The organism is Streptomyces sp. NPDC045470, from assembly GCF_040646595.1.
Taxonomy (GTDB): domain Bacteria; phylum Actinomycetota; class Actinomycetes; order Streptomycetales; family Streptomycetaceae; genus Streptomyces.
Genome location: NZ_JBEZAN010000022.1, coordinates 77,583 through 103,941 on the forward strand (window position 1 = coordinate 77,583; position 26,359 = coordinate 103,941).

A 26,359-nucleotide genomic window follows, 5' to 3' on the forward strand; every position below is an offset into this window, starting at 1 on the left:
GTCCGACCAGGGAGGTTCCCATGCTCAGCGCCATCGCCGACGTGTTCCGCGCCATCGGGAGCACGCTCGCCTCCGTCGTCACCCTGCCCTTCCGCGCCCTCGCCCGCCTCTTCGGCGGCGCCTCGCGCGGTGCCCGGTGAGCCGTCGGCACCGGCCCGGACCGCGGACCGTCGTCATCACCGGCGCCAGCGCCGGCATCGGCCGCGCGACCGCCCGGCTCTTCGCCGCGCAGGGCGCCAACGTCGCCCTGGTCGCCCGCGGCCGCACCGGACTCGACGCGGCGGCGGCCGAGGTCGAGGAGCGGGGCGGCCGGGCGCTGGTGCTGCCCGCCGACGTGGCCGACGCGGACCAGGTCGAAGCGGCGGCCCAGGCGGCGGAGGACGCCTTCGGGCCGATCGACGTATGGGTCAACGACGCCTTCAGTACGGTGTTCGCGCCGTTCACGGAGGTCGACGCGGAGGAGTACCGGCGCGCCACCGAGGTGACGTACCTGGGGTTCGTCAACGGCACACGGGCCGCGCTGCGGCGGATGCTGCCGCGGGACGCGGGCGCGATCGTGCAGGTCGGCTCCGCCCTCGGCTTCCGCTCCGTACCCCTTCAGTCGGTGTACTGCGGCGCCAAGCACGCCATCAACGGCTTCACGTCCAGCGTCCGCACCGAACTGCTGCACCAGGGCAGCCGGGTCGCGGTCACCGTCGTCCAGATGCCGGCCGTCAACACGCCGCAGTTCGACTGGGTGCTGTCCCGGCTGCCGAAGACTCCCCGACCGGTCGCGCCGGTCTACCAGCCGGAGGTCGCCGCCCGTGCCGTGCTGCACGCGGCGGACCATCCCCGGCGCAAGCAGTACTACGTCGGCCTTTCCACGGTGGCGGCCATCCTGGGCAACCGGGTCGCGCCCGCGCTCCTGGACCGCTATCTCGCCCGTACGGGGTACGCCTCGCAGCAGACGGAGCAGCAGGCGGAAGCCCACCGGCCGCAGAACCTGTGGCAGCCGGCGGACGGCTCTGACGGTGTCGACCACGGCGCACACGGTGTCTTCGACGACACCTCCCACCCGCGCTCGCCCCAGGCGGCCCTCGCGCGGCACCCCGTACTCGTGGCGGCCGCCTCGGCCGCGGCGGGAGCGGCGGTGGGCGCCGTACTGGGGCCCGTACGACGCAGCAGGCGCGGCAATTAGCGCACAGCAGGGGCCGCCGGCCCGCCGGCCGGTCTCTCAGGAGGACGACGGCGGGTAGGCGTACTGGCGGAGCAGCCGCACCAGGTGCACGGCGTTCACCGCCAGCGTGCGCGTCGTGGCAGCCACGTTCTTCGGCCGTTCGTCCAGGTCCTGGTAGTCCGTGCCGTGCTGCGCCTCGCCCACCCAGTACGTGACGGCGTTGGGCGCGAGGGAGACGCCGAGGTCGTTGAGGCCCTGGAACAGGTCGGCGCTCACCTTGTGCGCGCCGTCCTCGTTGCCGACGACGGCCACGGCGCCGACCTTGCCGTACATCAGCTGCCGCCCCTGCTCGTCCGTCTCGGCGATGTCGGCGTTCATCCGCTCCAGCACCCGCTGGCACAGGCTGGACGGGTGACCGAGCCAGATCGGGGTGGCCAGCAGCACGATGTCGGCCGCCAGCAGCTTCTCGCGCAAGCCCGGCCACGCGTCGCCGTCGCCCATGTCGGTGGCGACGCCGGGGCGGATGTCGTGGTCGGCGACGCGTACCGACTCGCACTGCACCCCGAGGTCGCCCAGTTCGGCCAGCACCTGGTCCGCCAGAAGCTGGCTGCTGGAGTCGGTGGGGGACGGGTTCAGGGTGCAGACGAACGCCAGGGCGCGGATCATGGCAGCTCCTCGGGGGATCGACAGGGTGGGAACACACCGTGGTGCTCCGGTCACCTGTGGTGTGGACCGTACCCCGGGTGCCCGCGCCCCGCCGTTCGACACGGAGCGGAGGTACGGCGCCGCACGGCGGCGTTCACCTGTCGCGCGCGTACCGGCGCCGTGCCCATGCGGGCAGCGCGAACCAGCACAGCAGGAACCACGCGACCAGACCCGAGACGATCCACGGGACGGCGCTGTCGTGCAGCGCGATGCGCAGGATGAGCAGGAACGCCGAGATGATCGTGGCGAGCAGCAGCACGATGCCGACGATGGTCAGCCGGGACGCCCAGGTGACCGTCTGCGCCTTCAGGTGCAGCCCGGTGACGAGCCGGTGGAAGGCGACCGGCCCGATGAGGGCGCCGTTGGCGGCCGCGCCCAGGCACAGCGTCACCACGTAGATCGCCTTGTCGGCCGGTTCGAGGGAGGCGAAGCGGGGGGTGAAGACGACGGTGAGCAGGAAGCCGAAGAGGATCTGCACGCCGGTCTGGGCCACCCGGACCTCTTGCAGCAGCTCGTTCCACCGCCGGTCGGCCCGTTCCTCGGCGGACTCCCGACGGCCGTCGACAGCCTGCGCGGCCGGTTCCATGTCCCAACGATAGGCGGGCCGCCGGGCACTGTCCCGTCGGCGCCCGGGGCCCGGCCGGACGACGCCCGGCGGCCGGTGGGGTGAAGATCACAGGGGACGGCGGGGCGGCCGGCGCACCGGCCTGAGTACGGTGAGCGGGTGCCGAAGAAGAACGTGTTCTCATCCGTGGCGGCCTGGCGCCGCCGGACGGTGTCCCGCGCGGTGCACCGCGGAGCGCGCTGGGTACGGGAGGCGGGCGCCGTCACCGCCGAGCGCCCGGGACCGTACCGGTTCCGCCGGCTGGGGGCTGGAGCCCGGCTGGCCTTCCCGCAGGGCACCGTCTTCGGCGACCCGTGGATCGAGATCGGCGACCACTGCATCATCGCCCAGGACGTGACGCTGACCGCCGGGATGATGCCCGACCTCGACCTCGGCGCCGACCCGATCCTCACCCTCGGCAACGGCGTCGTCCTGGGCCGCGGCAGCCATGTGATCGCCGACGTCCGGCTGACCATCGGCGACGACTGCTTTTTCGGCCCCGGCGTGTACGTCACGACCACCAACCACAGCTACGACGACCCGGAACTGCCGGTCGGCAAGCAGTGGCCGCGCAGCGAGCCCGTCTCGATCGGCCCGGGCGGCTGGGTGGGGACCGGGGCGGTGATACTGCCGGGCGCCCGGCTGGGCCGCAACGTGGTGGTCGCGGCCGGGGCGGTCGTACGGGGCGAGGTGCCGGACCACGCGGTGGTGGCCGGGGCGCCCGCCAAGGTGGTCCGCTCCTGGGACCCGGAGGCGGGGTGGCAGCCGCCGCTGCGCACTCCGGCGCCGGTGCCGGTGCCCGAGGGGGTGACGTCCAGGGAACTGATGGCCCTGGCCGCGCTGGAGGCGGGGGCGGACGGTGCGCCGCCGGTGGAGCCGAGGCACGGCACGGTGGTAGCCGGGCGCGGCACGGCGGTGCCGGGGGCGGCCGCCGACGCTTCCTGAGGGCGTGGGGGCGGCTCGCGTCCCCTGTCTCACCCCTGCGCGGCAGAGCCGTCCCGGGGTGCGGCGGTACCGGTCGCGGCCGCGGCGCCGCCGAACTCACGTACCGCCGCGTCGACGACGGCCTCCAGGCGCGCGTGGTGCGCGCCGTGCCAGTACACCCGGTCGCAGACGGTGCACTGGGCGAACACGTCGTACGTACGCCGCGTACCGCCCTCCAGCCGCTCCTCGACGGTCCCCTTCGCCGCCTCCTTCAGCAGACCGTTGCAGGCGGTGCAGCGGGTCCACGGCGCGAGCTCCGGCGCGAAGCGGCCCAGCACGTCGCGCAGTTGTTCGTCGGGGCGGTCGCTGTAGACGTACGCCCCCGCCCAGTTCTCACGCCGTCGCAGCAGGCCCCGGTCCCGGGACAGCAGCACCCGCCGCTCGGCGGCAGACCGCGCGGCCAGGGCCGGGTCGCCGATGTCCTCGCTCTCGTACGCCGCGTCCACACCCAGCAGCCGCAGCCGCCGCGCGAGGGTCCCCAGGTGCACGTCGAGCAGGAACCGCAGCGGCGCGCCCGGCACCTCCTGCGGCCGTCCGACCGCGCACACCTCGACCGACTCACCGTCGCGCGGGACGTGGGACACCGGCACCTCCTGCCCGTCCACGAGCAGGCGGCCCACCTCGGTGAGCGGGACACCGAGCGATTCCACGACGTGTCCGAGGGTGGAGGTCCCGTCGGTGCGCAGGGCGGTACGGCCCTGGCGCCGGCCGGCGGGGACGAAGAGCCGCAGCTCGGGGGCGACGGTGCAGTGGATCTCGGGTCGGTTCACGCCGTCAGGATGCCACCACGCCGCGGCGCGGTGCGTACCGGGCCGCCCGGGGCCTCCGGGACCGCACCGGGCCTCGGCGACCCGGCACCGCGCCGAGGCCCCTGGCCGCCTGCGCCCTCTCGCCACACGGCCGTTCCTGTGGTGTTCTCGACGGACGGGGCGCCACTGACGGGAGGACGGCGGTGCGAGCGAGGAAACGTACGGGGCCGACGGGAAGACGTACGGCGCTGGCGGGTAGACGTACGGTGCTGACGGGACAACACAAGGCGCCGGCGGGTAAACGTACGGCGCTGACGGGACAACGCAAGGCGCCGGCGGGAGTGGCGCTGGTGTGTCTCCTGCTGGCAGGCGTGTCGAGCGGCTGCCAGCAGGGCGGGGCGTCCGACGGGCGTTCGCCGTTCACGGGGAAGGCGGCGCGGGCCGCCCCGGTGCTCGCCGTGAAGATCGACAACGTACGTGCCGCGCGCCCTCAGACGGGCCTCGACGCCGCCGACATCGTCTACGTGGAACGGGTCGAGTCGGGGCTGTCGCGGCTGCTGGCCGTCTACTCCTCCCGGCTGCCGCAGGCCGTCGGTCCCGTACGCAGCGCCCGCGAGTCGGATCTGGAACTGCTGCGCCAGTTCGGCCGCCCCGCCTTCGCCTACTCCGGCACGCAGGCGAAGCTGGAGCCCGTCGTCGAGGCGGCCCCGTTGTACCCGCAGCCTCCGGGGAAGACCGCCGAAGCGTATTTCCGGGGCCGTGACCGCGCGGCGCCGCACAACCTCTACCTGCGCCCCGAACGCGCCCTCAAGGCGGCTTCCGGCGCGAGCACCGTCCAGGACATCGGCTTCCGTTTCGGCGCCGCGCCGTCGGGCGGACGCAACACCGCCTCGTACACCGCCCGTTACCCGGCCGCCCGCTTCTCCTTCGACTGGTCTGCGGAGCGGCGCGGCTGGCTGGTGTCGATGGACGGCGCCCCGGCCGAGACCGCCTCCGGGCAGCGGCTCGTGGCCCCCACCGTCGTCGTCCAGGGCGTACGGATCCGTCCCTCGCGCTACCACGACCGCTGGGGCGCCTACTCCCCGTACACCGAGTCCACCGGTTCCGGGCCGGCGCGGGTGCTGCGGGACGGCAAGGCGTACGAGGCCCACTGGTCGCGGCCGACCCCCGACAGCGGTACGGACTTCACCACGGCGTCTGGCAGACCGCTCAACTTCGCGGCGGGCCAGGTGTGGGTGGTGTACGTACCGGAGGAGGCGGTGAGCGGCGGAACCGGATAGGGCGGCGCTTGCCCGTACGGACACGCGCTCCGGTACGGACACGAGCCTGCGATGCGGACGCGCGTCCCGGCACGGGCCGGATCACCGCGGCCGGTCGTCCGGGGCCGGTGGGGGCCACGGCCCCTGGGGCTCTTCGGTGAGGGCGCGGGCGAGGTCGGGCAGGGGGGAGTGGTGCCGGAGGGCCTGGGCGGTCAGCGCCTCGAAGGCGGCCTCCGGGGACAGGCCGAGACGCTGGGCGAGGATGCCCTTGGCCTGCTCGGTGGCGACACGGGCGGTGAGGTCCCGCCGCAGATGCTCGGCCCGCAGTCGCCGGGCCCAGAACAGCAGCAGGCCGATGGTGGCCGCGTGGGCCAGTTTCCGCGCACGTTCCTGCTGGTGCGGGGGCAGGAGCCCGGTGGTGCGGCGGTAGAGGTTGACGGCGCCGACGGAGTGTTCGAGATGGCGCATCGGCTGGGCCCACATCGCCTGGTAGCCCGCGGCCAGCACCCGCGGCGCGAGGCCGGGCCAGCGTGCGCCCGCCACGGTGAAGTCCGCGACGCCGCACGAGCGGCCGGTGAACAGGGCCTCGACGCACGGGCCCCGCCCGGTGCCGGCCTCGTACAGCTCCACCTCGCGGAGGGCCTCGTCGGAGCTCGCGGCCACGTCGACGCGGCTCCCGGCGGGCCGGACACCCGTCTCGGCGACCGGGGCACCGGGGGCGGCCGGATCCAGGAGCATGACGCCGGCGGCGTCGACGGGCAGCAGGTCGACGCAGTACGTGACCAGACGCCGGGTGAGCATGGCGGGTGTGGTTCCGGCGCGGATGTCGGTCAGGTCCGCGAGGGCCGCGCCGAGAGCCCGTGCCTTCTCCCCGGACGAAGGGTCGCCGGACGGGACGTCGCCGGAGGGAGGACCGATGAGGTCAGGCATCGAAGCGCTCCTGGGAAGGGTCGTGCGGGGGGCCGCGTCGGCGGCGTCCGGGCGGGAGGCCGGACGGATCACCGGAGCCCTGACCGGCCGGCGCCGCGCGCGGTTCCGTACCGGAAGGGCCGCCGGTCATGCCGATCGTCCCGCCCCGCAGCCGCATCGCGCTGGTCCGCACCGCGCGGAACCCGGCGTCCTGGGCCGCGGGGGCGGAGGGCGGCCACCAGGTGTGCGTGGGTGCCAAGTCGGGGCACTGCGGGCCGCGGCCGGTGTGGAAGGAGACCACGCACGGACCTTCGGGACGGCTCCGCCGCGAGACGCGGGTCAGGGTGTCGAGGATGCCGGGGATGCCGGCGCGGGCGCGCGGGGGGCCGCCGGCCAGGTCCGCCAGACGGTGGCGGAACCGGCATGTGTTCGCCTCGGAGCCTTCCACGGTGTCCCCTTGTCCGGCACGAAGTACTGCGTCACGGAGCAGTTCAGGCCCAACGCCCAGTCAAGCAGGCTCCGTTGGCCGGGGCATCGACGTCGGAGCAACGCCGCATCAGCGCGGCCGACACCATCGGCCCACCGTTGCCGTCATGCTCCGAACCGCCGCGGGCGACGCCTGAGGGCTTCACCGTGGCGGACGCGCCCGACGCCCGGCAGGTACGGGCCCACGGTGGGCCGATCGGGGCCGCGAACTCTCGGCCGCCGGCGTCCGTACACCGAGCATCACGACCGTACGCGGCTTCGGCCACCGGCTCGACATCATGGCGCAGGACTCCTGAACGGCGCCCTGGACGAGGTGGGACGCGCGTGACACCCGATACCGTCCGGTTCCCGACCCGCACAGGTCCGGCGGCCCCCACCACTGCCGCCCCCGCCTACCGCGCCCTGCTGGAACGGCACGGTGACGAGGTGACGGTCGGCTTCACCGGCCGCGCCGGGCCGGCCGCCGCCGACGCGTTCCGTCACACCTCGACCAGCAGGCCGCGCAGCCACCGGATCACGAAGTTCGGCTTGCGTTCCGGGACGGCGGCCAGCCGTAGCGACGGAGCCCTGCGCAGCGACGCCGCGAGCGAGGCCGTCAGTTCGAGGCGGGCCAGGGGAGCGCCGATGCAGTAGTGGATGCCGGCGCTGAAGGAGATGTGCGGATTGTCCTTACGGGTGAGGTCCAGCTCGTCCGGCCGGGCGAAGACCGCCGGATCGCGGTTGGCCGACCCGAAGAGCAGCGCCACTTCGCTGCCGCGCGGGACGACCGTGCCGTCGATCTCGATGTCGTCCAGCACCCAGCGCTCGAAGAGCCGAAGCGGCGTGTTGTAGCGCAGCAGTTCCCTCACGGCCGTGGGCAGCAGCCCGGCCGGGTCCGCGCGCAGGGCCGCGAGCTGCGCCGGGTGGCGGAAGAGCGCCTACCAGTCGTTGGCCGTGGCGTTGACGTTCGCCTCGTGACCGGCGTTCAGCAGCAGGGCGCAGGTGGAGACCATCTCCTGCTCGATGAGCGACTCGCCCTCGTCGTACGCGGCGATCAGCCCGGAGACGAGGTCGTCCCCCGGCACCGCCCGCCGGGCGGCGATCAACGTGCGCAGGTAGTCGGAGAACTCACGGGAAGCGGCGCCCGCCCGCCCTGCCGTACCGGCGGACGGGTTCAGCTCGTACATGCCGCAGATCGCGGCCGACCACGGCCGCAGCAGATGCCGGTCCGCTTCCGGCACACCGAGCATCTCGGCGATCACCGCGACCGGCAGCGGTTCCGCGACCCGCGCCGCGAGGTCTCCGCCGCCGTCCGCGACCAGGTCCCGGACCAGCCGGTCCGCCAAGCCCTCGACAACGGCCGGAGCCGCTCGACGTACAGGGCGTGAACGCCTTAGCGACCAGGCGGCGGATACGGGTGTGGGCGGGCGCCTCCAGGTCGAGCATCCCGTTGTCGTTGAGGACGTGGAACGGCTCGTGCTCCGGCGGCGGCGCGGTGCGCCCGAACTCCTCGTGGGTGAAGCGGTGCCGGGAGGTACGGCCCAGTCGGCGGTCGCGGAGCAGGGCCGAGACGTCCGTATGGTGCGGGACGAGCCACTGGTCGGAGGGTGCGAAGTGCCGCACCCGGCCGCGGGCCCGCAGCTCGGCGTAGGCGGGGTACGGGTCGGCGACGGAATCCGGCGACCAGGGATCGAAGACTGCCCGGGCTCCTGCCATGCGCGGACGCCAGCCGCCGGCGCCCGTCGTGGCCACCCCGGCCGTACGGTGTGTCAGGAGCGGCGGGCGACTTCCCGCAGCCGGCTCGGCTGGCTGCCCCAGTTACGGGTGCGGGCCAGGATGTGGCGCCGGTGGCCGAAGGCGTGCAGGCGCTCCACGAAGTGCAGACCCGCCGAGTCCATGAAGGTGACCTCCGCGATGTCCAGGGTGACACTGCTGGTCATGGACGGCAGACCGGCCAGAGCCTGGTCGAGCAGGCGTACGGAAACGCAGTCGATCTCTCCTCTCGGGCTGAGCACGGCCCGATCGCCGTGCAGACGGGTGCGGACCGTCAAGATGTTCAGGAAGTCCGGGCCAGACAGTTCTGTCTCAGGGGCCATGCCTTTACCGTGTCAGGGTCGGACGAGCCTGTCCACAATCATCACCACGTTGTCAGGGGGACACGATGGCTCCAGGGGACGCGACGGCCGTCGGATCGACGGTGCCGGCAGTCCGTCCGCCCGCCCAGGCGCGTGAGCGCATCCTGGAGACGGCCTACGAGCTGTTCTCCCGGCGCGGGATCCGCGCGGTCGGCGTCGACGAGGTGATCGCCCGCTCCCGTGTGGCCAAGGCCACGCTCTACCGCAACTTCCCCTCCAAGGACACTCTGGTGCTGGCGTTCCTCGAACGCCGTGAGGAGCGCTGGACCCGCGGCTACGTGGAGGCCGGGGCACGGCGGCTGGGCGCGGACCCGGAGGAGCGGCTCCTCGCCGTCTTCGACGTGTTCGACGAGTGGTTCCGCCGGCCCGACTTCGACGCCTGCACCTTCATCAACGTCCTGCTGGAGATGGGCTGGGAGCACCCGCTGGGGAAGGCGAGCATCGTCCACCTGGAGAACATCCGCGCCATCGTGCGGTCCCTGGCCGAGGAGGCCGGGCTCCGGGACACCGAGAACTTCGCCCGGTCCTGGCACATCCTCATGAAGGGGGCGATCATCTCGGCGGCCGAGGGGGACACCGAGGCCGCCCGGCGGGCCCAGGACATGGCCCGTACGCTCATCGAACGGCACCGGCCGGCCGCGGGTGACGACGTCCCGGCCGCTTGCGACGACGTCCCGGCCGCTTGCGACGACGACCCGGCGGCTTGTGAAGACGACGGCACCGCGCACCCCGGCGCCGGCCCGCCCCCGCCCGCCCGCTGAGACGGCACGCCGTACGGTCCGGCCGGACTGTTAGCTTGGCGCCATGCCCGAGCCCATGGACGCCTTCGACGACGTACGCCCTGCCCTCGACTGTCTGGACCTGCTGCCCGGCCCGGTCGCGGCCGCGATCCGCGGCTGGCGGGGGACCGTGCCCGTCGAACAGTTCCACTACGTGGACACCGACCCCGCGATCGCGGACACCGCTGTCCTGGTCGAGCAGCACGGCCCCTGGCTCCTGGAGCAGTCGGCGAACTGCGTCGTCGTGGCGGGCAAGCGTGGCGGCGCCGTCACGCTCGCCGCCTGCGTGGTCCTCTCGCACACCCGGGTCGACGTGAACGGAGCCGTACGGCGCGAGCTGGGCGCCCGCAAGGCGTCCTTCGCCCCCATGGACACCGCGGTCGGCGAGAGCGGCATGGAGTACGGCGGCATCACCCCGATCGGGCTCCCCGAAAGCTGGCCGCTGCTCCTGGACGCGGCCGTGGCGGACACCCCGTACGTGCTGATCGGCAGCGGCAGCCGGCGCGGCAAGCTCGTCGTGCCGGGCAAGGCCCTGGCCGAACTGCCTGGTGTGACCGTTCTTGACGGGCTGGGTACGGTGCCGGGGGAGTAGGGCGACTGCTCGCTGTCCGAAAATGTCACCTGGGGCGGGGTGCGGTCGGGGCGATCGGTGCAGCGTCCGGAGGGGACGTTGGCTGAGTGTCGGCTGTCCGGCGTCGCTTGCGGTCTGTCCGGAGCGTCCCGGTGTCCGGGGCGTCCGGGTGTCCGGGGCGTCCGGGTGTCCGGGGCGTCCGGGGCGTCCGAGGGGGCGTTGTCGCGGGTCCGGGCTGGTCGGCGCGCTGTCCGGAAGATTCCGGGTGCGTCCGGTTTGAGTCCGGTCGCGGTCCGGATTCTGCCCTGTTGCTGTCCGGAAGTGCGCAGCCTTGGCGGAATCTCCTGTAGCCGTACGGGAGGCGTCACCCCGATCATTCGCGCCATGGACACCAGGGGGAACACGGACCCGGCCGAGGCCCGTGACGTGGCCGAATTTCTCGCGATGCTGCGGGAACTGAAGGAGCGCCGGGGGCTGACGTACCGGCAGTTCGAACAGCGCGCCGCCGAACAGGGCGAAGTGCTGGCCCGCAGCACTCTCGCGGACGTCCTGAGCGGCAGACGTCTGCCCCGCCCGGAGATCCTGTCCGTCTTCGTACGCGCCTGCGGCGAGAGCGGCGACCGGGCCACGGCTTGGCGGCGACGCCCGCGCGGGTGTCGCCGCCAAGGCCCGCACGGCGAAAACGGAACCCGCCCCGGTGGAGTCGGCCGCGACGGAACAGACGCCGCCCCGTGCCGCTGCGGCGCCCGAGGACGCCGCAGCGTCCGCACCCACAATCGGAACCGACGCCCGGCCCTCGCCGCCGTCCCACCCCACCAGGACCCGCAGCACCCGGCGCGCGCCTCTCCTGATCGTGTCGGCGATCGCTCTCGCCCTGGCCACCGCCGCCTGGATGGCGACCTCCGGCACCCCGACCTCCGGCAACCCGCCCTCCGATCCGGCTCCGCAGCCCGAAGCCCCGTCCCGGAACGCCGCGGTGCCCGCCGGCTGGATACGGATCCGCCCGGCCGCGGCTCCCACCCTGTGCGTGACCGACGGCCGCGTCCAGGACGGCCGGTACGCCTCCCTCGTGGCGGTGCAGCGGCCGTGCGGGGGCGTCGCGCCGCAGCGCACCGAACTCGAACCGGTGGGTACGGACACCTACCGCATCGCGTGGGTACACCCCAGCGCGGAAGGGGCTGCCTGAAGGCCCTGTCGGGCGGAACGGCGGACGGCCTGCTCGAACCGTGGGAGTCCTGCGCCCAGGCCAGCAGCTTCCGTATCGAGCCCGCGCCTGCCTCCGCCCCCGACTCCGCGCCTGCCTTCGCCCCCGGCCCCGTTCCTGGCTCCGGCTCCGAACCGTTCGGAACGGCCCGGCAGGCGAACGGTGGGAAGACCGCCCGCTACATCTTCCGCGCCGACGGCGGGCAGTGCCTCGGCGTGCGCGGCGCCCGGACGGCCACCGGGGCCGAGGTGACCCTGCAACGGTGCACCGGACGCGAGAGCCAGACCTTCCTCGTCGACCCCGCGCCCTGACCCCGACCTATCCTGACCCGGCCCACCCGGAACCCGACGGAACTCACCCTCGTCCGTCGGCCCGCTCACCCCCGGGAACGCACATCCAGGGACAGCGGCGTGGAGTGCTCCGCGAATCCAAGGCTCCGGTAGAGCCGTTCGGCGTCGGGCGTGGCGTGCAGATCCACCCGCGAGACACCCCGCTCAGCGAAACACTCCAGCAGCGCCTCGGTCGTGGCCCTCGCGTAACCGCGCCCCTGGTACGCCGGATCGGTGCAGACGGTGAACACGAACCCGAACAGTCCCGAAGGATGCCCCGGAGCCGGCAGCCGCTCCTCGACCCGCCCCACCGCACACGCCGCCAGCCCGGCGCCGTCACCGGCCTCCACGACGAACCCGACAAGAGACGGCACCTCTTCCGAAAGCTGTCGCCGCGCACTCTCGATCGCGTTCCGCTCCCACGCCCCGCCCTCGTCCCGTCCGTTCATGGCCCGGAACATCAACCGGCGCAACCGGACGATCTCTTCGGCGTCCGCGGGCCCCGCAGCACGTATCGCGATCATGCCCGGACGCTAACCCATGCGCGGCGCGTCGGGCACCGGGTCCCTGGCGGCCTCGACGCCGAGTTCGCCGAGCAGGGCGCGCACGCGCTGCTCGATGGTGTCGCGGAGGGGGCGGACGGCGGTGATGCCTTGTCCGGCGGGGTCGTCGAGCTGCCAGTCGCGGTACTGCTTGCCGGGGAAGTACGGGCAGGCGTCGCCGCAGCCCATGGTGATCACGATGTCGGAGCGGTCCACCGCCTCGGTGGTGAGCAGCTTCGGCGTCTCGGCGGAGAGGTCGATGCCGACCTCGTGCATGGCTTCGACGACAGCGGGATGAACGGCGTCGGCGGGGGCGGAGCCCGCGGAGCGGACCTCGACACGGTCGGCACCGAGGTGGGTGAGGAAGGCGGCGGCCATCTGGGAGCGCCCGGCGTTGTGGACGCAGACGAACAGTACGGACGGCCTGTCCGCCGGGCCGCGGGTGTCAGGCACGGGTCGATCCTTCCGTGACGGTGGCTGATTCGGCCTTCGGGAGAGGGGCGGATGCGGCCGCGGGGAAGTAACGGCGGGCGGCGAGGGCGACGTGGACCAGGCCGATCAGGACGGGCACTTCGATGAGGGGGCCGACGACACCGGCGAGGGCCTGGCCGCTGGTGGCGCCGAAGGTGGCGATGGCGACCGCGATGGCCAGTTCGAAGTTGTTGCCCGCCGCGGTGAAGGCGAGGGTGGTGGCGCGCGGGTAGTCCAGTCCGGCCGCGCGGCCCAGGGCCATGGACCCGGCCCACATGAGGGCGAAGTACACCAGCAGCGGCAGGGCGATGCGGGCGACGTCCAGGGGCTGGGAGGTGATGGCGTCGCCCTGGAGGGCGAAGAGCACCACGATGGTGAACAGCAGCCCGTACAGGGCGAACGGTCCGATCCGGGGGATCAGCTTCGTCTCGTACCAGACGCGGCCCTTGGCCCGTTCGCCCAGGCGGCGGGTGAGGAATCCGGCGGCGAGCGGGATGCCGAGGAATATCAGCACGGAGCGGGCGATCTCCCACACCGACACGTCCAGCGCGGTCTGTTCCAGGCCGAGCCAGCCGGGCAGGAGGGACAGATAGAACCAGCCCAGCAGGCTGAACGCCAGGACCTGGAAGACGGAGTTGAGGGCGACCAGGACGGCGGCGGCCTCGCGGTCGCCGCAGGCCAGGTCGTTCCAGATGATGACCATGGCGATGCAGCGGGCCAGCCCGACGATGATCAGACCGGTGCGGTACGCGGGCAGGTCCGGCAGGAAGAGCCAGGCCAGGGCGAACATCAGGGCCGGGCCGACCAGCCAGTTCAGCACCAGGGAGGGGACGAGCAGGCGGCGGTCGCGGGTGACCGTACCCAGGCGGTCGTAGCGGACCTTGGCCAGCACCGGGTACATCATCACCAGCAGCCCCAGCGCGATGGGCAGCGAGACCCCGGTGACGGTGATCTTCGCCAGTACGTCCCCCAGACCGGGTACGAGGCGGCCCAGACCGAGGCCGGCGGCCATCGCGGCGATGATCCACATTGCCAGCCAGCGGTCGGTGAACGACAGTCGGGCCGCCACCGGTGCCGTGTCGGCGGCGGGGGTGGGGGCGGCGGGGGCGCTCATGCGTCGGTCCGGCAGGCGGAGACGGGCAGCGGGGCGCCGGCGGGGCGGGTGAGGATGCCCGCGAGGCGGTCGGTCATCTCCGGTACGAGCCAGTAGTGGACCCAGGTGCCCCGGCGTTCGCAGTCGATCAGCCCGGCCTGCCGCAGCAGCTTCAGGTGGTGGGAGATCGTCGGCTGGGACAGGTCGAAGGCCGGGATCAGGTCGCAGACGCACACCTCGCCACCGGCACGGGAGGCGATCAGCGACAGCAGCCGCAGCCGCACCGGGTCTCCCAGCGCCTTGAACACCTTCGCCAGCTCCACCGCCTGGTCCTCGTCCAGTGGCGTGGTCAGCAGGTCAGGGCAGCACACCGTGAGGCCGTCCTCGCCGAGCAGCCCGAGCTCTTGATTCGACATGCTTCTATATTGACGAACTTCGATCCGAGGCGCAACCTTGTATCGACATACATCGATCCAGTCTCTTGGGAGTCCGTGATGCCGCGTGTCCAGCTCGCCCTGCGCGTCCCCGACCTGGAGGCGTCCGTCGCCTTCTACACCAAGCTCTTCAACACCGAACCGGCCAAACGCCGCCCCGGCTACGCCAACTTCGCCATCGCCGAGCCGCCGCTGAAACTCGTACTCCTCGAAGGCCGGGAAGCCGACGAGACCCGGCTCGACCACCTCGGCATCGAAGTCGGGAGCACCGGCCAGGTCACCGCCGCCACCACCCGCCTCAAGGACGCGGGCCTGGCCACCTTCGAGGAGAACGACACCACCTGCTGCTACGCCCTCCAGGACAAGGTCTGGGTGACCGGCCCCGGCAAGGAGCCCTGGGAGGTCTACGTGGTCAAGGCGGACGCCGGCTCGTGACCCCCGGGCTCAGCCCAGCCTGGGTATTTCGATGGCGGGGCAGCGGTCCATCACCATGTCCAGACCGGCGGACCTGACCTTGTCGTACGCCGCTTCGTCGATCACGCCGAGCTGGAACCAGACTGCCTTGGCGCCGATTCCGACCGCTTCGTCGGCGATACCGCCCGCGGCGTCGCTGTTGACGAAGACGTCCACGACATCGACGGGGAACGGGACGGCGGCCAGGCTCGGGTAGCCCTGCTCGCCGTGGACCGCTTCGGCTTTCGGGTGGACCGGGACGACGCGCTTGCCGTAGCGCTGGAGGACGCCGGCGACGCCGTACGCGGCGCGGTTCCGGTTGGTGGACAGGCCCACGACGGCCCAGGTGTCGCCCGAATCCCGAAGAATCCTGCGGATCGTCGCCGGATCGCCGTACACAACTGCCTCCCGTGGTTCGGGCCTGGGCCCGTCGGATGCGACCGCGTGCCGGCGGCCGTCTGGTGTCGAGAACGTGTACGCGGGGGGTGAAGATTCCCGTGCGCTCAGCATTCCCAGCGTTCCCAGCGATCTCAGCGGGCGCCGGTCGCCGATGTGTGCGCGGTTTCGCCTGAGTGCCGCAGGACGGGGCGCGTACGGGGATGCGCCGGGCGCTACCGGCGGCGCATAGGGTGGCCTGATGCAGGAGCAGTACCGGACTCTCGCGCGCGAGGGTGTTCACGAGATCGAGATCAACAAGTCCCGCTTCATCTGCGCGCTCGCCCCCGTGGCGACCGAGACCGAGGCCCAGGACTTCATCGCGCGTATCCGCAAGGAGCACCCCACGGCGCGGCACAACTGCTTCGCGTACGTCCTGGGGGCCGACGGCGGGGTGCAGAAGGCGAGCGACGACGGCGAACCGGGCGGGACCGCGGGTGTGCCGATGCTGCAGATGCTGGTGCGCCGCGAGGTCAGGTACGTCGTCGCCGTCGTCACCCGCTACTTCGGCGGCATCAAGCTCGGGGCGGGCGGTTTGATCCGCGCGTACGGGGGCGTCGTGGGGGAGGCTCTGGACGCCCTTGGCACGGTCACCCGGCAGCGCTTCCGTCTGGTCACGGTCACCGTCGACCACCAGCGCGCGGGGCGGGTGGAGAACGACCTGCGGACCACGGGCCGGGCGGTGCGCGAGGTGACGTACGGGTCCGACGTACGTATCGAGGTCGGGCTGCCGGAGTCCGACCTGGACGCCTTCCGTGCCTGGCTGGCCGATGCGACGGCGGGTACGGCGGGTCTGGAGCTGGGTGGCGAGGCGTACGGGTAGAGCCCGGGGCCGGGTCGGGAGACAGGCCGGGATCAGGCCGGGACCGGACCAGGGTCAGGGTCAGGCCGGGGTGCGGAGCAGGTCCGACACGGTGTCGTAAGCCCGCTGGACGAACGGGGCGCGCAGGCCCGGCGCGCAGTTGGCCAGGGCGACCAGCGCGGTGTCGTGCCGAGGACTGAAGGCGACGAAGGCCGTGCAGCCGCGGGTGCCGCCCGAGTGGTGGTAGAGGCCGCAGCCGTCGGCCCGGAGGCGGATGTTCCAGACCAGGGCGAGCTGGGACGTGGTGCGGGGGAGGACTAGGCGGGGGCGGGTGACGTCCTCCAGGGCGGTGCGCAAAGGCGCCGAGAGGACACCGGGGAAGGCCGCGCTCCCCGGACCGAGGATGCCGGTGGCGCCCACGCCCGTGACGTCCGTGACCTCCGCGTTCCCCGGGCTGATCAGCGCCTCGGCGACCGTCAGCAGGTCGCGGGCGCTGGAGCGGACGGCGCCGGCGCCGGGCAGGCCAGGAATGTCGAACGGCGGCCGAGGGCGGCCGTGGCCGTAGCCGGTGACCTGCGTGCCGCCGGGAGGCGGGTCGGCGATGGCGCTCGTGTCGTGCAGGCCGAGGGGCCGCAGGACCCGGGCCGCGAGCAGGTGCTCGTACGGGAGCCCGCCGGCCGCCCCGCACAGGGCGTGCCCCAGGAGGCCGACACCGAAGTTGGAGTACCGCACGCGGGTGCCCGGCCGGGCCCGCAACCGGGTACGGGCCAGGGCACGCAGCACGTCCGCGCGCGTGAAGCCCGCGTAGGGGTTGGTCGGGAGACGGCGGATACCGGAGCGCAGCAGCCCCGGAGGCAGGCGGGGCAGGCCCGAGGTGTGGGTGGCCAGGTGGGTGAGGGTGATGTCCGTACCGCGTACGGGGACGCGCGTACCCGCGGGCAGATGGCGGGCGGCCGGATCGTGGTGGCCGACCTCGCCCCGGGCGGCCTGCTCGGCGAGGAGCAGCGCGGTGAACGTCTTGCTGAGCGAACCGACTTCGAAGCGGGTGGACGGCTCCACCGGCACCCCGTCCTCGCGGGCGGTGCTGCCCCGGACGAGGAAGGACCGCTGCCCCCGCCGGTACAGGCCGACGGCGACGGCACTCGCGCCCGGGGCGGCCGACAGCAGCGCTTCCGGCAGCTCCCGCGGCAGCCCCTCGGGCAGGCCGGGCGCTGCCGCGGCCGGTGCCCCCGGCGGGGTCATGGGCCGGGCTGCCCCGCGCCGCCCAGCGCCCGGGTGAGGGCGACGGTGCCCGCGACGACGGCCACGACGGTGGGGTGCTGGTGGGCGTCGAAGAGTTCGGCCGGGTCGCCCTCGACGGGCTGGTCGTCGCGGGGCACCAGCCCGTCCTCGCGCTGCAGGCCGACCAGCCGCTGCCAGTCGTCGGTCTCCGTCCAGGGCTCCGGCAGGCAGGCGCCGACGATCATCAGCTCGGCCATCAGGTCCCACTGACCGCATTCCGCCCAGATATCGGTCCAGACCGGGAGCCACCGGGTGAGGTACTCCGCCAGCTCGGCGGGGAGGCGGTCGGGCAGACGGCCCCAGTCGGTGAGGTGGAAAGCGACGTGGGTGACGCCGTAGCCGGTCAGCCAGTCGATGTGCCAGGGTTCGGGCGTGGCGCCGAGCCAGGTCGCCCGGGTCAGCGTGGCCCAGTCGTAGGCTGCCGGGCCGTGGTCGAGGCCGATGACGCGCGCGGAGTTGGCGACCGCGAGCCGTCGGTTCGGTACGTGTTCCACGGCGTGCGTCGAGCGCAGCGTGACCGTGTGGGCGGCCAGTCGCTCGAACTGCGGGTGGCGGTAGCCGCCGCGGACGAAGTGTGCGTAGGTCTCCACCGGGTCGGTCTTGAGCGGGTGCCGCAGCAGCCGCTCGTACAGCAGCGCACCGTTGTCCACCTGCTGCCAGCAGAACTCCAGCAGCTCGCGGGCCAGGGCGAGTTCCGCCGTTCCGGCGACGCCGCTGCGCAGGACCAGGGAGGCGGCGAGCGCCGATTCGCCCAGGCCTTTGTACGTGTCGGCGTCGTCGACGAGGTCCGCGCGGGGGCAGTCGGAGAGCTTGCCGTGCTCGCGGTGGGCGTGCAGCCAGGCCAGGGCCCGGGAGCTGATGGTGTGCGCGGTCTGTGCCGCGGCCGGTCTCACAGGTCCTCCAGGCCGAGCAGCCGGCGGGCGACTGCGGTGTCCAGCGCGGGGCGATCGCCGCCGCCGAGCAACCCGATGTGTTCGGTCAGGGGCGCCGGGTCGAGCGGCAGTGCGACCCCGTCGGCGCGGAGCCAGGCCAGCCAGCGGGTGATCCGGGCGGCGGTGGGGTGGTCGCGCCGCAGGGTGGCGCGGGTGGCACCGCGGGCCAGGCCCAGGGCTCCCGCCCGGGCGGCGTCGTGCACCGGTCCGTCCAGTCCCGGCAGGGCCAGTGAGGCCAGCTTCCCCATGCGTACGGACCAGGAGACCCAGCCCTCCTGTGCGCCGCCGTCCGCGTCCGTGGTCGGCGGCAGATTGCGGGGCGTGGCATCGTCGCACCGTGGAGGGCCCTGGGGGAGGGGTGCTGTGCGTACCGGCGCATCGGCGGGGTCGAGGCGGGCCTGCACGGCGGCGAGGCCCCAGTCGATCCAGGCCATGATCCACGCTTCCTCGGTGCCCGCGGGAGGTGCCGGAGGCGGCGTCTCGTCGGGTGGCAGGGCACTGAGTGCCAGGCCGATGGCGGCCGTATCGCCCGCGGGAGGGGGCTGGCCGGTCAGTACGTACGGTGCGAGGACGTCCGCCCCCAGAATGCGGACGGCGCCCAGCGCCACCGCCGGGTCGCCTCCGGCCTCCGCCGCCGCGGCCTCCACATGGATCGCGGCCACGGCGGCGCCCCCGGTGCCCCGGAGGGCATCGAGGGCGCGACGGGCCAACTGGTCGGCCGATTCGCTGTGGGCGGTCCGTGAACGCTCGGAGATCACCGGCGCTTCGTTTCCTTCGGCTCCTTGGGCGAGATCAGGAGGCCCAGGAGCAGAACTCCCCATGCGGCGCCGTGCGGTGCGGGGACCGGTGCGTCGCTCAGCGGGGCTTCGGGCTGGGTCGCCACCCACCCCAGTGCTTCCTTGTCGAGTGTGAGGCCAGTGGGCTGGAGGGTCTGGGCAAGCATCATTCGCTCCCTCGAAGAGACGTCATCACCAAGATCGGTGATGCCCCCGATGCCACCTCCCAAAGTACTCCTAAATCGACATATCGACCATTGGTGGACAAGGGTGCTGTCAGGCCCTTTCGTCGCGCCGGAGCGGCGGCATTGCCGGTTCGAGACGCGGGGGGGGGCACGCACGGGCCCGTACGGATCCGTTCAGGCTCGTACGGCCCGCTCGGTGTCGCGCTGTGGGCGGTGCCGGTCGCAGCCGTACTGCTCGTCACCGTCGCCGCGTGCGCCAACTTCCGCGCGTGGCAGGCCTTTTCGTGCCCGCCACGCGTATCCGACCTGACGGCCGGCCGTCATCCCGCACCCGGCATCACCCGAACAGGGACTCCGCCGTCGAGTCGGTCACGTCCGCGCCCATGTTGCGCTCCATCATCCGCAGCGCGGCGTCGGCCAGGTCGGCGTGGATGTGGGCCACCGCGTCGCGCGGGACCGTGACGTCCAGGTGGCGGATGTGCGCGTCGAGGGCCGAGTACAGGACGCACTGCTCGGTCACCTGGCCGCAGAGCACTGTGCGTCCGATGCCGTGCTGGCCGAGGAGGTACTCCAGCGGCGTCTCGTAGAAGATCGAGTGCCGGGCCTTGACCACGAACAGCGAGGCGTCGTCCGGGCGGAGGGGCTCCACCAAGTCGGAGTGGGGTCCGTCCAGCGCCGTACGGAGGATCTCGTCGTGGTGCGAGCGCCACCGGCCGAAGTTGTCGTTGACGTAGATGACTTCGACGTCCGACTCCTTCGCGCGGGCCCGCTCCAGCACGCGCAGCATGCCGGGCAGGGCGTCGTGCACCGACGGCAGCAACTGCTCGGCGTCCGCGTGCTCGTAGGTGTTGATCATGTCGATCACGATGAGGGCCGTCCGCATGTCAGCCGTTCCCTTCGACGAGGACCCGTACCGTCTTCAGCTCGGGATCGGCCGCGTCGGGTACGTTCATCCCGGCCCGCACCCCGCTCGACAGATACCGCACCACGGGCCCGTCGAGCCGTTCGCCGGGCAGCGCGGCCGGGATGCCCGGCGGATAGGGAGTCAGCATCTCGGCCACGATGCGGCCGGCCGCCGCGTGCACCGGCACGTCCTCGACCTCGCCGAAGTAGGCGTCGCGCGGCAGGCACACCTGCTCCAGCCGCAGCTCGCCCGGCGTCGGCACCTCGACCTCCGGGGCCGGGCGCAGGTCCGCAGCGTGCCGCGACAGATCGCGCAGGGCGTCGAGCAGGATCCCGGCGGTCGCCTCGTCGTCGGCGTGTGTGAGCTGGGCGCTGATCCGCCGGTGGTCGGCGAGATGAGCGTCGACGGAACGGTGTTCGCGCAGCCAGTCCGCGGCCCGGTAGCCCGACGTGCCGAGCCCGCTCACGTCGATCACCACGGGCAGCGGGTCGAAGTCGTCGGCCAGCCCCGGACCGCAGAAGTCGGCCCGGTCGTTGACGTGCAGCCCGTCGATCTCCTCGATGGCGGCCCGCACCCGCGCGGCCAGGTCCAGGGCCCGGCCCAGGAGGTCACGGCCCCGCAGGGCCATCTGCCGCCGCCAGCCGTCCAGGCCCGCGTACAGCAGCACCGAAGGGCTGGTCGTGCCGAAGAGGTCCGCCCGTGACTTCAGTACGGTCGGCTGTACCAGGTCGCCCCGCAGGTGGAACACCGAGCCCTGCTCCAGGCCGCTGCCCATCTTGTGGATGCTCGTCACGCAGACGTCGGCGCCGGCGTCCATCGCCCAGGACGGCAGGTCCGGATGGAAGGGCAGATGTGCTCCCCACGCCTCGTCCACGACCAGCGGGCGCCCCCGCCGGTGGCACACCCGCGCCAGCCCGTCGAGGTCCGCGCAGGCGCCGTACGGCGTAGGGCTGGTGACCAGCGCACCGCGGGCGTCGGGGTGCTCCTCGAAGGCCCGCTCGAACGCCTCGACCGACGGCGGATGGGCGATCCGGCGCTCCTCGTCCCACTGCGGGTCCACCCAGATCGGCCGCACACCGGACAGGATCAGGCCCGACACCACCGACTTGTGCGCGTCCCGCCCGACCAGCAGCTTCTCGTGCGGGCCCGCGACGGACAGCATCGCCGCCTTGACGGACAGGGAGCTGCCGCAGGTGGAGAAGAACGTGTGCGAGGCGTGCACCGCGTCCGCCATGAGCGCTTCGGCCCGCTCCAGTACCTGGCCGGCCCCCAGCCGGTCGTCGAGGCCGCCGGAGGCCAGCAGGTCGCCGTGGAAGACGGCGTCGCCCAGCACCTCCCGCACCAGAGGGTCGGCACCGCGGGCCTGTTTGTGGCCCGGCGGGGTGAAGGAGACCTCTCCGGCCTGTCGGTAGCGGGACAATGCCTCCAGAACCGGTGCCTGTGTGTGATCGACAGCCATGCGGCAGGGGTTCCCCGGGGGCGGGCGGGTCAATCACCGGGCGCGTTGCGCGCGAGGGTTCGCGCTGACGCGCGGCTCGCACCGCGTTCGTTGTGGGGACGGGGCACGCAGGGGGCCAACGCTCCCCAGCCTTCGGCCGAAGCCCACGGCAGGGAATTCTTCGGTTGCCCTGGTGCCCGTCCTCCTGGTGGTGAGGCGCACGGGGCGCGTGGCGGAAGGGCGGCGCTCACCCGTACGGCCACGGAACGAGTCCTCCTGAGCGTCCGCGACGGCTTCGGCCGGGCCGCTCCCGTACCTCTTGGACCTTTGCCGCTCCGTACGGGTTTTCCCTGGCCAGTGCGGGGAACCCGCCCTCGCGCCGCCGGTCGGCTGCCGGCGGCACCGGCCTGCCGCCGCCGGGGGCCGCCTGCCGCTCCCGCTCGCCGCCGGGGCTCCGGCGGGCGAGTCTTTGAGGAGGCAGCCGCCGTGGCAGACCGCAGACCCGCTGGAGGACAAGCGATGGGCGTGCGCAAACGGGTTCGCGAGTGGCCCGTGTACCGGCAGCTGACCGGGGGCGACCCGCTGGGCCGGGGCCGCGCCGCGATGTCGCCGTACACGGAGCGGCTGCGCCCGCGCACGGACTCCGCCGACCGGATGGTGCGCTCCGTCTGCCCGTACTGCGCGGTCGGCTGCGGCCAGCAGGTGTACGTCAAGGACGAGAAGGTCGTCCAGATCGAGGGGGACCCGGACTCGCCGGTCAGCCGCGGCCGGCTCTGTCCCAAAGGTTCGGCGACGCTCCAGCTCACCACCGGCTCGTCCCGCCGCCACCAGGTGCTCCACCGGCGTCCGTACGGGACGGACTGGGAGCCGCTGGACCTGGAGACGGCCATGGACATGGTCGCCGACCGGGTCGTCGAGACCCGCCGCCGCACCTGGGAGTGGGAGTCCGACGAGGGGCTCTGCACGGCGCGGACCCTGGGCATCGCCAGCCTGGGCGGCGCCACTTTGGACAACGAGGAGAACTACCTCATCAAGAAGCTGCTGACCGGCCTCGGCGTGGTCCAGGTGGAGAACCAGGCCCGGGTCTGCCACAGCTCCACCGTCGCCGGCCTCGGCACCTCCTTCGGGCGCGGCGGCGCGACCACCTTCATGCAGGACCTCCAGCACGCCGACTGCATCGTCATCCAGGGTTCCAACTTCGCCGAGGCGCACCCCGTCGGCTTCCAGTGGGTGATGGAGGCCAAGGCACGCGGCGCCCGCGTCATCCACGTCGATCCGCGGTACACGCGGACCAGCGCCTTGGCCGACCTGCACGTCCCCCTGCGGGCGGGCAGCGACATCGCCTTCCTGGGCGGGATCATCCGTCACGTTCTGACGGAGGAGAAGGATTTCCGGGAGTACGTCCTGAACTACACCAATGCCGCCACCCTGGTCGGCGAGGAGTTCCGGGACACCGAGGATCTGGCCGGCGTCTTCTCCGGCCTGGGTGCGGACGGTACGCACTACGACACTCTGACCTGGCAGTACGAGGGTGTCGACGTCCAGGCGCCGTCGGGTGAGGTGGACGAGCTGTACGAGGCCCGTGTGCAGGAGGCCGGCGGCCCTGAGCAGCACGGTTCCGGCGGAGCGCGCACCGGAGGGCAGCCGCCGCGCGACGAGACGCTCCAACACCCGCGCTGCGTCTACCAGATCCTCAAGCGGCACTACGCCCGCTACACCCCCGAGATGGTCGAGCGGATCTGCGGAGTGCCGCGGGAGACGTTCCTACGGGTGTGCGAGGAGCTGACCGCTCACTCGGGCCGCGACCGCACCAGCGCCTTCGTCTACGCGGTCGGCTGGACCCAGCACTCGGTCGGCGCGCAGTACATCCGGGCCGCCAGCGTCCTGCAACTGCTCCTCGGCAACATCGGCCGCCCCGGCGGCGGCATCCAGGCCCTGCGCGGCCACGCCTCCATCCAGGGCTCCAGCGACATCCCCACCCTCTTCAACCTGCTGCCCGGCTACCTGCCGATGCCGCACGCCCACGCGCACGAGGACCTGGACACCTTCGTCCGCACGAGCCGCACCGAAAAGGGCTTCTGGGGCAACATGCGGGCCTACTTCGTCAGCCTGCTCAAGGCGTACTACGGCGACGCGGCCACCGCCGACAACGACTACTGCTTCGGCCACCTGCCGCGCCTGACCGGCGCCCACGCCACGTACGAGACCGTCATGGCGCAGCTCGACGGCACCTGCAAGGGCTACTTCCTGATGGGGGAGAACCCCGCCGTCGGCTCCGCCAACACCCGCCTGCAACGCCTGGGCATGGCCAACCTGGAGTGGCTGGTCGTCCGGGACTTCTCGCTCATCGAGTCGGCGACCTGGTGGCAGGACGGCCCGGAGATCGACACCGGCGAGCTGCGCACCGAGGACATCGGCACCGAGGTGTTCTTCTTCCCGGCCGCCGCGCACACCGAGAAGTCCGGCTCCTTCACCAACACCAACCGCTGGGTGCAGTGGCACCACGCGGCCGTCGAACCCGAGGGCGACGCCCGCAGCGACCTGTGGTTCATGTACCATCTCGGCCGGCGCATCAAGGCGAGGCTGGCCGCCTCCACCGACCCCATGGACCGGCCCGTACAGGATCTGACCTGGGACTATCCGGTGCAAGGGCCGCTGGAGGAGCCGGTTGCCGCCGCCGTCCTGGCGGAGATCAACGGGACTGGCCCGGACGGCGGCCCGCTCTCCGCGTACACGGAGCTGAAGGACGACGGATCGACGAAATGCGGCTGCTGGATCTACTGCGGCGTCTACGCGGACGGCGTCAACCAGGCGGCCCGCAAGAAGCCGCACACCGAACAGGACTGGGTGGCCGGGGAATGGGCCTGGGCCTGGCCCGCCAACCGCCGCATCCTCTACAACCGCGCCTCGGCCGCCCCGGACGGCACACCCTGGAGCGAGCGCAAGGCGTACGTGTGGTGGGACGCCCAGAAGGGGAAGTGGACCGGACACGACGTGCCGGACTTCATTCCCGACCGCGCCCCCGACTACGAGCCGCCGGACGGCGCGACCGGCCCCGACGCCCTGCGCGGCGACGACCCGTTCATCATGCAGGCGGACGGCAAGGGCTGGCTGTACGTGCCGGCCGGCCTGGTGGACGGGCCGCTGCCCACCCACTACGAGCCGCAGGACTCCCCGTTCGGCAACGCCCTGTACCCGGCCACGCCGCGCTCACCGGTCCGCCGCCTGCACCCCCATGAGGGAAACCGCTATCACCCCAGCGGCGACGAACCGGGCGCCGACGTCTACCCGTACATCGTCACCACCCACCGGCTCACCGAGCACTTCACCGCCGGCGGCATGAGCCGCTGGTCGCCCTACCTCGCCGAACTCCAGCCGGAACTGTTCTGTGAGATCTCCCCGCAGCTCGCCGCCGAACGCGGCCTGGAACACCTGGGCTGGGCCACCATCATCACCGCGCGCAACGCCATCGAGGCGCGTGTCATGGTCACCCGGCGGATCTCCGCCCTGACCGTTCAGGGACGCACCGTCCACCAGATCGGGCTGCCCTTCCACTGGGGACCCAACGGCGTGGTCACCGGCGACGCCGCCAACGAACTGGTGGCCATCGCCCTCGACCCCAACGCCCACATCCAGGAGGACAAGGCGCTCACCGCCGACATCCGGCCGGGCCGCCGGCCCCGCGGGCCCGGCCTGCCGGAACTGGTCGCGGCCTACCGGCAGCGCGCCGGCATCGACGAGACCACCGGAACGGAGCCCCGCCCGTGACCGACCACCTGCTCGGCCACCACCTGCTCAGCGGCGTCGAACCGGACCCTGCCGGAGACGCCGGCCACTCCGGCGCACCGCCCCGGACGGGCTTCTTCACCGACACCTCCGTGTGCATCGGCTGCAAGGCGTGCGAGGTGGCCTGCAAGGAGTGGAACGCCCTGCCCGAGGACGGACTGTCGCTGTCCGGGATGAGCTACGACAACACGCAGGGGCTCGGGGCCTCGACGTGGCGTCATGTGGCCTTCGTCGAGCAGGAGGTTCCCGCGCGCGACGGGCCGGCGGCGCCGGTGCGTGGCGGGCCGCCCGCTGCCGACGGGCGTACACAACTGCCGCTGGCCGACACGAACGACGGTACCGGCGGCGGTTCCGACAACGCGGCCGGCGGCGACCTGCGCTGGCTGATGGCCTCCGACGTCTGCAAACACTGCACCCACGCCGCGTGCCTGGACGTCTGCCCCACCGGCTCGCTCTTCCGCACCGAGTTCGGCACCGTCGTCGTCCAGGAGGACATCTGCAACGGCTGCGGCTACTGCGTACCCGCCTGCCCGTACGGCGTCATCGAGCAACGCCCCTCCGACGGCCGCGCCTTCAAGTGCACGATGTGCTACGACCGGCTCGGCGCCGGACAGGAACCCGCCTGCGCCAAGGCGTGCCCGACCGAGTCCATCCAGTACGGACCGCTGGACGAACTCCGCGAACGGGCCGCGCTCCGCGTCGACCAGTTGCACGCGGCAGGCGTCACCGACGCGCGGCTGTACGGGCACGAGCCGGCCGACGGCGTCGGCGGGGACGGCGCGTTCTTCCTTCTCCTCGACGAACCCGAGGTCTACGGACTGCCACCGGACCCCGTCGTCACCACCCGCGACCTGCCCGCCATGTGGAAACACGCGGGTGCCGCGGCGCTCTCGCTGGCGGGAGGCATCGCGCTGGCGTTCGCCGGGCCCGCGCTGAAGCAGCTCGGCGGTGCCACCGGACGGAAGGGACGGCGATGAC

The 26,359-nt window shown here is 72.9% G+C and carries 28 protein-coding genes and 3 pseudogenes; 13 read left to right on the plus strand and 18 right to left on the minus strand.

The window, feature by feature from the left end:
- The first annotated feature begins 20 nt into the window (after window positions 1–20).
- Together AB0A97_RS36090 and AB0A97_RS36095 are read left to right on the plus strand one after the other, a co-directional pair.
- On the plus strand, window positions 21–140 hold the full coding sequence (locus tag AB0A97_RS36090; protein ID WP_275126499.1) for an LPFR motif small protein: 120 nt from the start codon (window positions 21–23) through the stop codon (window positions 138–140).
- Window positions 137–1,177: an SDR family oxidoreductase gene (locus AB0A97_RS36095; RefSeq protein ID WP_361158459.1), complete on the plus strand. Its 1,041-nt coding sequence runs from the start codon at window positions 137–139 to the stop codon at window positions 1,175–1,177. Before AB0A97_RS36090 ends, AB0A97_RS36095 begins: the two co-directional genes overlap by 4 nt.
- A 36-nt stretch (window positions 1,178–1,213) precedes the next feature.
- On the opposite strand, the gene AB0A97_RS36100 is transcribed toward AB0A97_RS36095, so the two are convergent.
- Together AB0A97_RS36100 and AB0A97_RS36105 are read right to left on the minus strand one after the other, a co-directional pair.
- Window positions 1,214–1,822 carry an NAD(P)H-dependent oxidoreductase gene (locus AB0A97_RS36100; RefSeq protein WP_361158462.1) on the minus strand — a complete coding sequence of 203 codons (609 nt, stop codon included), beginning with the start codon at window positions 1,820–1,822 and terminating at the stop codon, window positions 1,214–1,216.
- A gap of 133 nt (window positions 1,823–1,955) precedes the next feature.
- Window positions 1,956–2,447 (minus strand): DUF6328 family protein, encoded by a 492-nt coding sequence (locus tag AB0A97_RS36105; protein WP_361158466.1) that lies wholly within the window; start codon window positions 2,445–2,447, stop codon window positions 1,956–1,958.
- 138 nt (window positions 2,448–2,585) lie between these two features.
- Between AB0A97_RS36105 and AB0A97_RS36110 the strand changes: the two genes are divergently transcribed.
- Window positions 2,586–3,410: an acyltransferase gene (locus AB0A97_RS36110; protein ID WP_361158469.1), complete on the plus strand. Its 825-nt coding sequence runs from the start codon at window positions 2,586–2,588 to the stop codon at window positions 3,408–3,410.
- Window positions 3,411–3,439: 29 nt separating this feature from the next.
- On the opposite strand, the gene AB0A97_RS36115 is transcribed toward AB0A97_RS36110, so the two are convergent.
- Window positions 3,440–4,219 carry a Mut7-C RNAse domain-containing protein gene (locus AB0A97_RS36115; protein ID WP_361158472.1) on the minus strand — a complete coding sequence of 260 codons (780 nt, stop codon included), beginning with the start codon at window positions 4,217–4,219 and terminating at the stop codon, window positions 3,440–3,442.
- Between the two features lie 326 nt (window positions 4,220–4,545).
- Between AB0A97_RS36115 and AB0A97_RS36120 the strand changes: the two genes are divergently transcribed.
- Window positions 4,546–5,478, plus strand: a complete 933-nt coding sequence (locus AB0A97_RS36120; RefSeq protein WP_361158574.1) for a DUF3048 domain-containing protein — start codon at window positions 4,546–4,548, stop codon at window positions 5,476–5,478.
- A gap of 81 nt (window positions 5,479–5,559) precedes the next feature.
- Here the strand turns inward: AB0A97_RS36120 and AB0A97_RS36125 are convergent, their stop codons facing one another.
- The 4 genes and pseudogenes from AB0A97_RS36125 to AB0A97_RS36140 all read right to left on the minus strand — a co-directional run bounded on the left by AB0A97_RS36125 (window position 5,560) and on the right by AB0A97_RS36140 (window position 8,927).
- Window positions 5,560–6,387: an ANTAR domain-containing protein gene (locus AB0A97_RS36125; RefSeq protein WP_361158475.1), complete on the minus strand. Its 828-nt coding sequence runs from the start codon at window positions 6,385–6,387 to the stop codon at window positions 5,560–5,562.
- On the minus strand, window positions 6,380–6,814 hold the full coding sequence (locus tag AB0A97_RS36130; RefSeq protein WP_361158478.1) for a hypothetical protein: 435 nt from the start codon (window positions 6,812–6,814) through the stop codon (window positions 6,380–6,382). Before AB0A97_RS36130 ends, AB0A97_RS36125 begins: the two co-directional genes overlap by 8 nt.
- A 517-nt stretch (window positions 6,815–7,331) precedes the next feature.
- A pseudogene (locus AB0A97_RS36135) lies at window positions 7,332–8,547 on the minus strand (cytochrome P450).
- Window positions 8,548–8,600: 53 nt separating this feature from the next.
- Window positions 8,601–8,927 carry an STAS domain-containing protein gene (locus tag AB0A97_RS36140; protein ID WP_361158481.1) on the minus strand — a complete coding sequence of 109 codons (327 nt, stop codon included), beginning with the start codon at window positions 8,925–8,927 and terminating at the stop codon, window positions 8,601–8,603.
- A 65-nt stretch (window positions 8,928–8,992) separates the two neighbouring features.
- Between AB0A97_RS36140 and AB0A97_RS36145 the strand changes: the two genes are divergently transcribed.
- The 5 genes and pseudogenes from AB0A97_RS36145 to AB0A97_RS36165 all read left to right on the plus strand — a co-directional run bounded on the left by AB0A97_RS36145 (window position 8,993) and on the right by AB0A97_RS36165 (window position 11,831).
- Window positions 8,993–9,727 (plus strand): TetR/AcrR family transcriptional regulator, encoded by a 735-nt coding sequence (locus tag AB0A97_RS36145; protein ID WP_361158484.1) that lies wholly within the window; start codon window positions 8,993–8,995, stop codon window positions 9,725–9,727.
- 43 nt (window positions 9,728–9,770) lie between these two features.
- Entirely contained in the window at window positions 9,771–10,337 is a 567-nt protein-coding gene (locus AB0A97_RS36150) for a YbaK/EbsC family protein (protein WP_361158487.1), read from the plus strand.
- A gap of 423 nt (window positions 10,338–10,760) precedes the next feature.
- A pseudogene (locus tag AB0A97_RS36155) lies at window positions 10,761–10,931 on the plus strand (helix-turn-helix domain-containing protein); the annotation flags it as partial.
- A gap of 238 nt (window positions 10,932–11,169) precedes the next feature.
- Window positions 11,170–11,502 carry a hypothetical protein gene (locus tag AB0A97_RS36160; RefSeq protein WP_361158577.1) on the plus strand — a complete coding sequence of 111 codons (333 nt, stop codon included), beginning with the start codon at window positions 11,170–11,172 and terminating at the stop codon, window positions 11,500–11,502.
- Window positions 11,469–11,831 carry a hypothetical protein gene (locus tag AB0A97_RS36165; RefSeq protein ID WP_361158580.1) on the plus strand — a complete coding sequence of 121 codons (363 nt, stop codon included), beginning with the start codon at window positions 11,469–11,471 and terminating at the stop codon, window positions 11,829–11,831. The genes AB0A97_RS36160 and AB0A97_RS36165 overlap by 34 nt, the downstream gene beginning before the upstream one ends.
- A gap of 65 nt (window positions 11,832–11,896) precedes the next feature.
- On the opposite strand, the gene AB0A97_RS36170 is transcribed toward AB0A97_RS36165, so the two are convergent.
- Genes AB0A97_RS36170 through AB0A97_RS36185 form a run of 4 tightly spaced genes read right to left on the minus strand, consistent with a single transcriptional unit; the run spans window position 11,897 to window position 14,371 of the window.
- Window positions 11,897–12,373 carry a GNAT family N-acetyltransferase gene (locus tag AB0A97_RS36170; RefSeq protein ID WP_361158490.1) on the minus strand — a complete coding sequence of 159 codons (477 nt, stop codon included), beginning with the start codon at window positions 12,371–12,373 and terminating at the stop codon, window positions 11,897–11,899.
- Between the two features lie 9 nt (window positions 12,374–12,382).
- The gene (locus tag AB0A97_RS36175) at window positions 12,383–12,844 is read right to left on the minus strand and encodes an arsenate reductase ArsC (protein ID WP_361158493.1); all 462 of its coding nucleotides are present in this window, start codon (window positions 12,842–12,844) and stop codon (window positions 12,383–12,385) included.
- Window positions 12,837–13,976, minus strand: coding sequence for an ACR3 family arsenite efflux transporter (gene arsB / locus AB0A97_RS36180; protein WP_361158496.1), 1,140 nt, complete (start codon window positions 13,974–13,976; stop codon window positions 12,837–12,839). Before arsB ends, AB0A97_RS36175 begins: the two co-directional genes overlap by 8 nt.
- Window positions 13,973–14,371, minus strand: a complete 399-nt coding sequence (locus AB0A97_RS36185; RefSeq protein WP_361158499.1) for a metalloregulator ArsR/SmtB family transcription factor — start codon at window positions 14,369–14,371, stop codon at window positions 13,973–13,975. The genes arsB and AB0A97_RS36185 overlap by 4 nt, the downstream gene beginning before the upstream one ends.
- A 78-nt stretch (window positions 14,372–14,449) precedes the next feature.
- Between AB0A97_RS36185 and AB0A97_RS36190 the strand changes: the two are divergent.
- Window positions 14,450–14,815: pseudogene (locus AB0A97_RS36190) on the plus strand (ArsI/CadI family heavy metal resistance metalloenzyme); the annotation flags it as partial.
- A gap of 18 nt (window positions 14,816–14,833) precedes the next feature.
- Here the strand turns inward: AB0A97_RS36190 and AB0A97_RS36195 are convergent.
- Window positions 14,834–15,241, minus strand: a complete 408-nt coding sequence (locus AB0A97_RS36195; protein ID WP_361158502.1) for a CoA-binding protein — start codon at window positions 15,239–15,241, stop codon at window positions 14,834–14,836.
- A gap of 238 nt (window positions 15,242–15,479) precedes the next feature.
- On the opposite strand from AB0A97_RS36195, the gene AB0A97_RS36200 reads away from it, so the two are divergent.
- The gene (locus AB0A97_RS36200; RefSeq protein ID WP_206505848.1) at window positions 15,480–16,100 is read left to right on the plus strand and encodes a YigZ family protein; all 621 of its coding nucleotides are present in this window, start codon (window positions 15,480–15,482) and stop codon (window positions 16,098–16,100) included.
- Between the two features lie 60 nt (window positions 16,101–16,160).
- Here the strand turns inward: AB0A97_RS36200 and AB0A97_RS36205 are convergent, their stop codons facing one another.
- The 6 genes from AB0A97_RS36205 to AB0A97_RS36230 all read right to left on the minus strand — a co-directional run bounded on the left by AB0A97_RS36205 (window position 16,161) and on the right by AB0A97_RS36230 (window position 21,616).
- Entirely contained in the window at window positions 16,161–17,321 is a 1,161-nt protein-coding gene (locus tag AB0A97_RS36205; RefSeq protein ID WP_361158505.1) for a serine hydrolase domain-containing protein, read from the minus strand.
- Complete coding sequence (locus AB0A97_RS36210) at window positions 17,318–18,253, minus strand: hypothetical protein (protein WP_361158508.1); 936 nt, start codon at window positions 18,251–18,253, stop codon at window positions 17,318–17,320. The genes AB0A97_RS36205 and AB0A97_RS36210 overlap by 4 nt, the downstream gene beginning before the upstream one ends.
- Window positions 18,250–19,050 (minus strand): hypothetical protein, encoded by an 801-nt coding sequence (locus tag AB0A97_RS36215; protein ID WP_361158511.1) that lies wholly within the window; start codon window positions 19,048–19,050, stop codon window positions 18,250–18,252. The genes AB0A97_RS36210 and AB0A97_RS36215 overlap by 4 nt, the downstream gene beginning before the upstream one ends.
- Window positions 19,047–19,238, minus strand: a complete 192-nt coding sequence (locus tag AB0A97_RS36220) for a hypothetical protein (RefSeq protein ID WP_032926801.1) — start codon at window positions 19,236–19,238, stop codon at window positions 19,047–19,049. The genes AB0A97_RS36215 and AB0A97_RS36220 overlap by 4 nt, the downstream gene beginning before the upstream one ends.
- A gap of 352 nt (window positions 19,239–19,590) precedes the next feature.
- Window positions 19,591–20,136: an isochorismatase family cysteine hydrolase gene (locus AB0A97_RS36225; protein ID WP_361158515.1), complete on the minus strand. Its 546-nt coding sequence runs from the start codon at window positions 20,134–20,136 to the stop codon at window positions 19,591–19,593.
- Window position 20,137: 1 nt separating this feature from the next.
- Window positions 20,138–21,616 (minus strand): ornithine decarboxylase, encoded by a 1,479-nt coding sequence (locus tag AB0A97_RS36230; protein WP_361158518.1) that lies wholly within the window; start codon window positions 21,614–21,616, stop codon window positions 20,138–20,140.
- A 498-nt stretch (window positions 21,617–22,114) separates the two neighbouring features.
- On the opposite strand from AB0A97_RS36230, the gene fdh reads away from it, so the two are divergent.
- The gene (gene fdh / locus AB0A97_RS36235; protein WP_361158521.1) at window positions 22,115–25,363 is read left to right on the plus strand and encodes a formate dehydrogenase; all 3,249 of its coding nucleotides are present in this window, start codon (window positions 22,115–22,117) and stop codon (window positions 25,361–25,363) included.
- Window positions 25,360–26,358, plus strand: coding sequence for a 4Fe-4S dicluster domain-containing protein (locus AB0A97_RS36240; RefSeq protein ID WP_361158524.1), 999 nt, complete (start codon window positions 25,360–25,362; stop codon window positions 26,356–26,358). The genes fdh and AB0A97_RS36240 overlap by 4 nt, the downstream gene beginning before the upstream one ends.
- Window position 26,359: the final 1 nt, after the last annotated feature.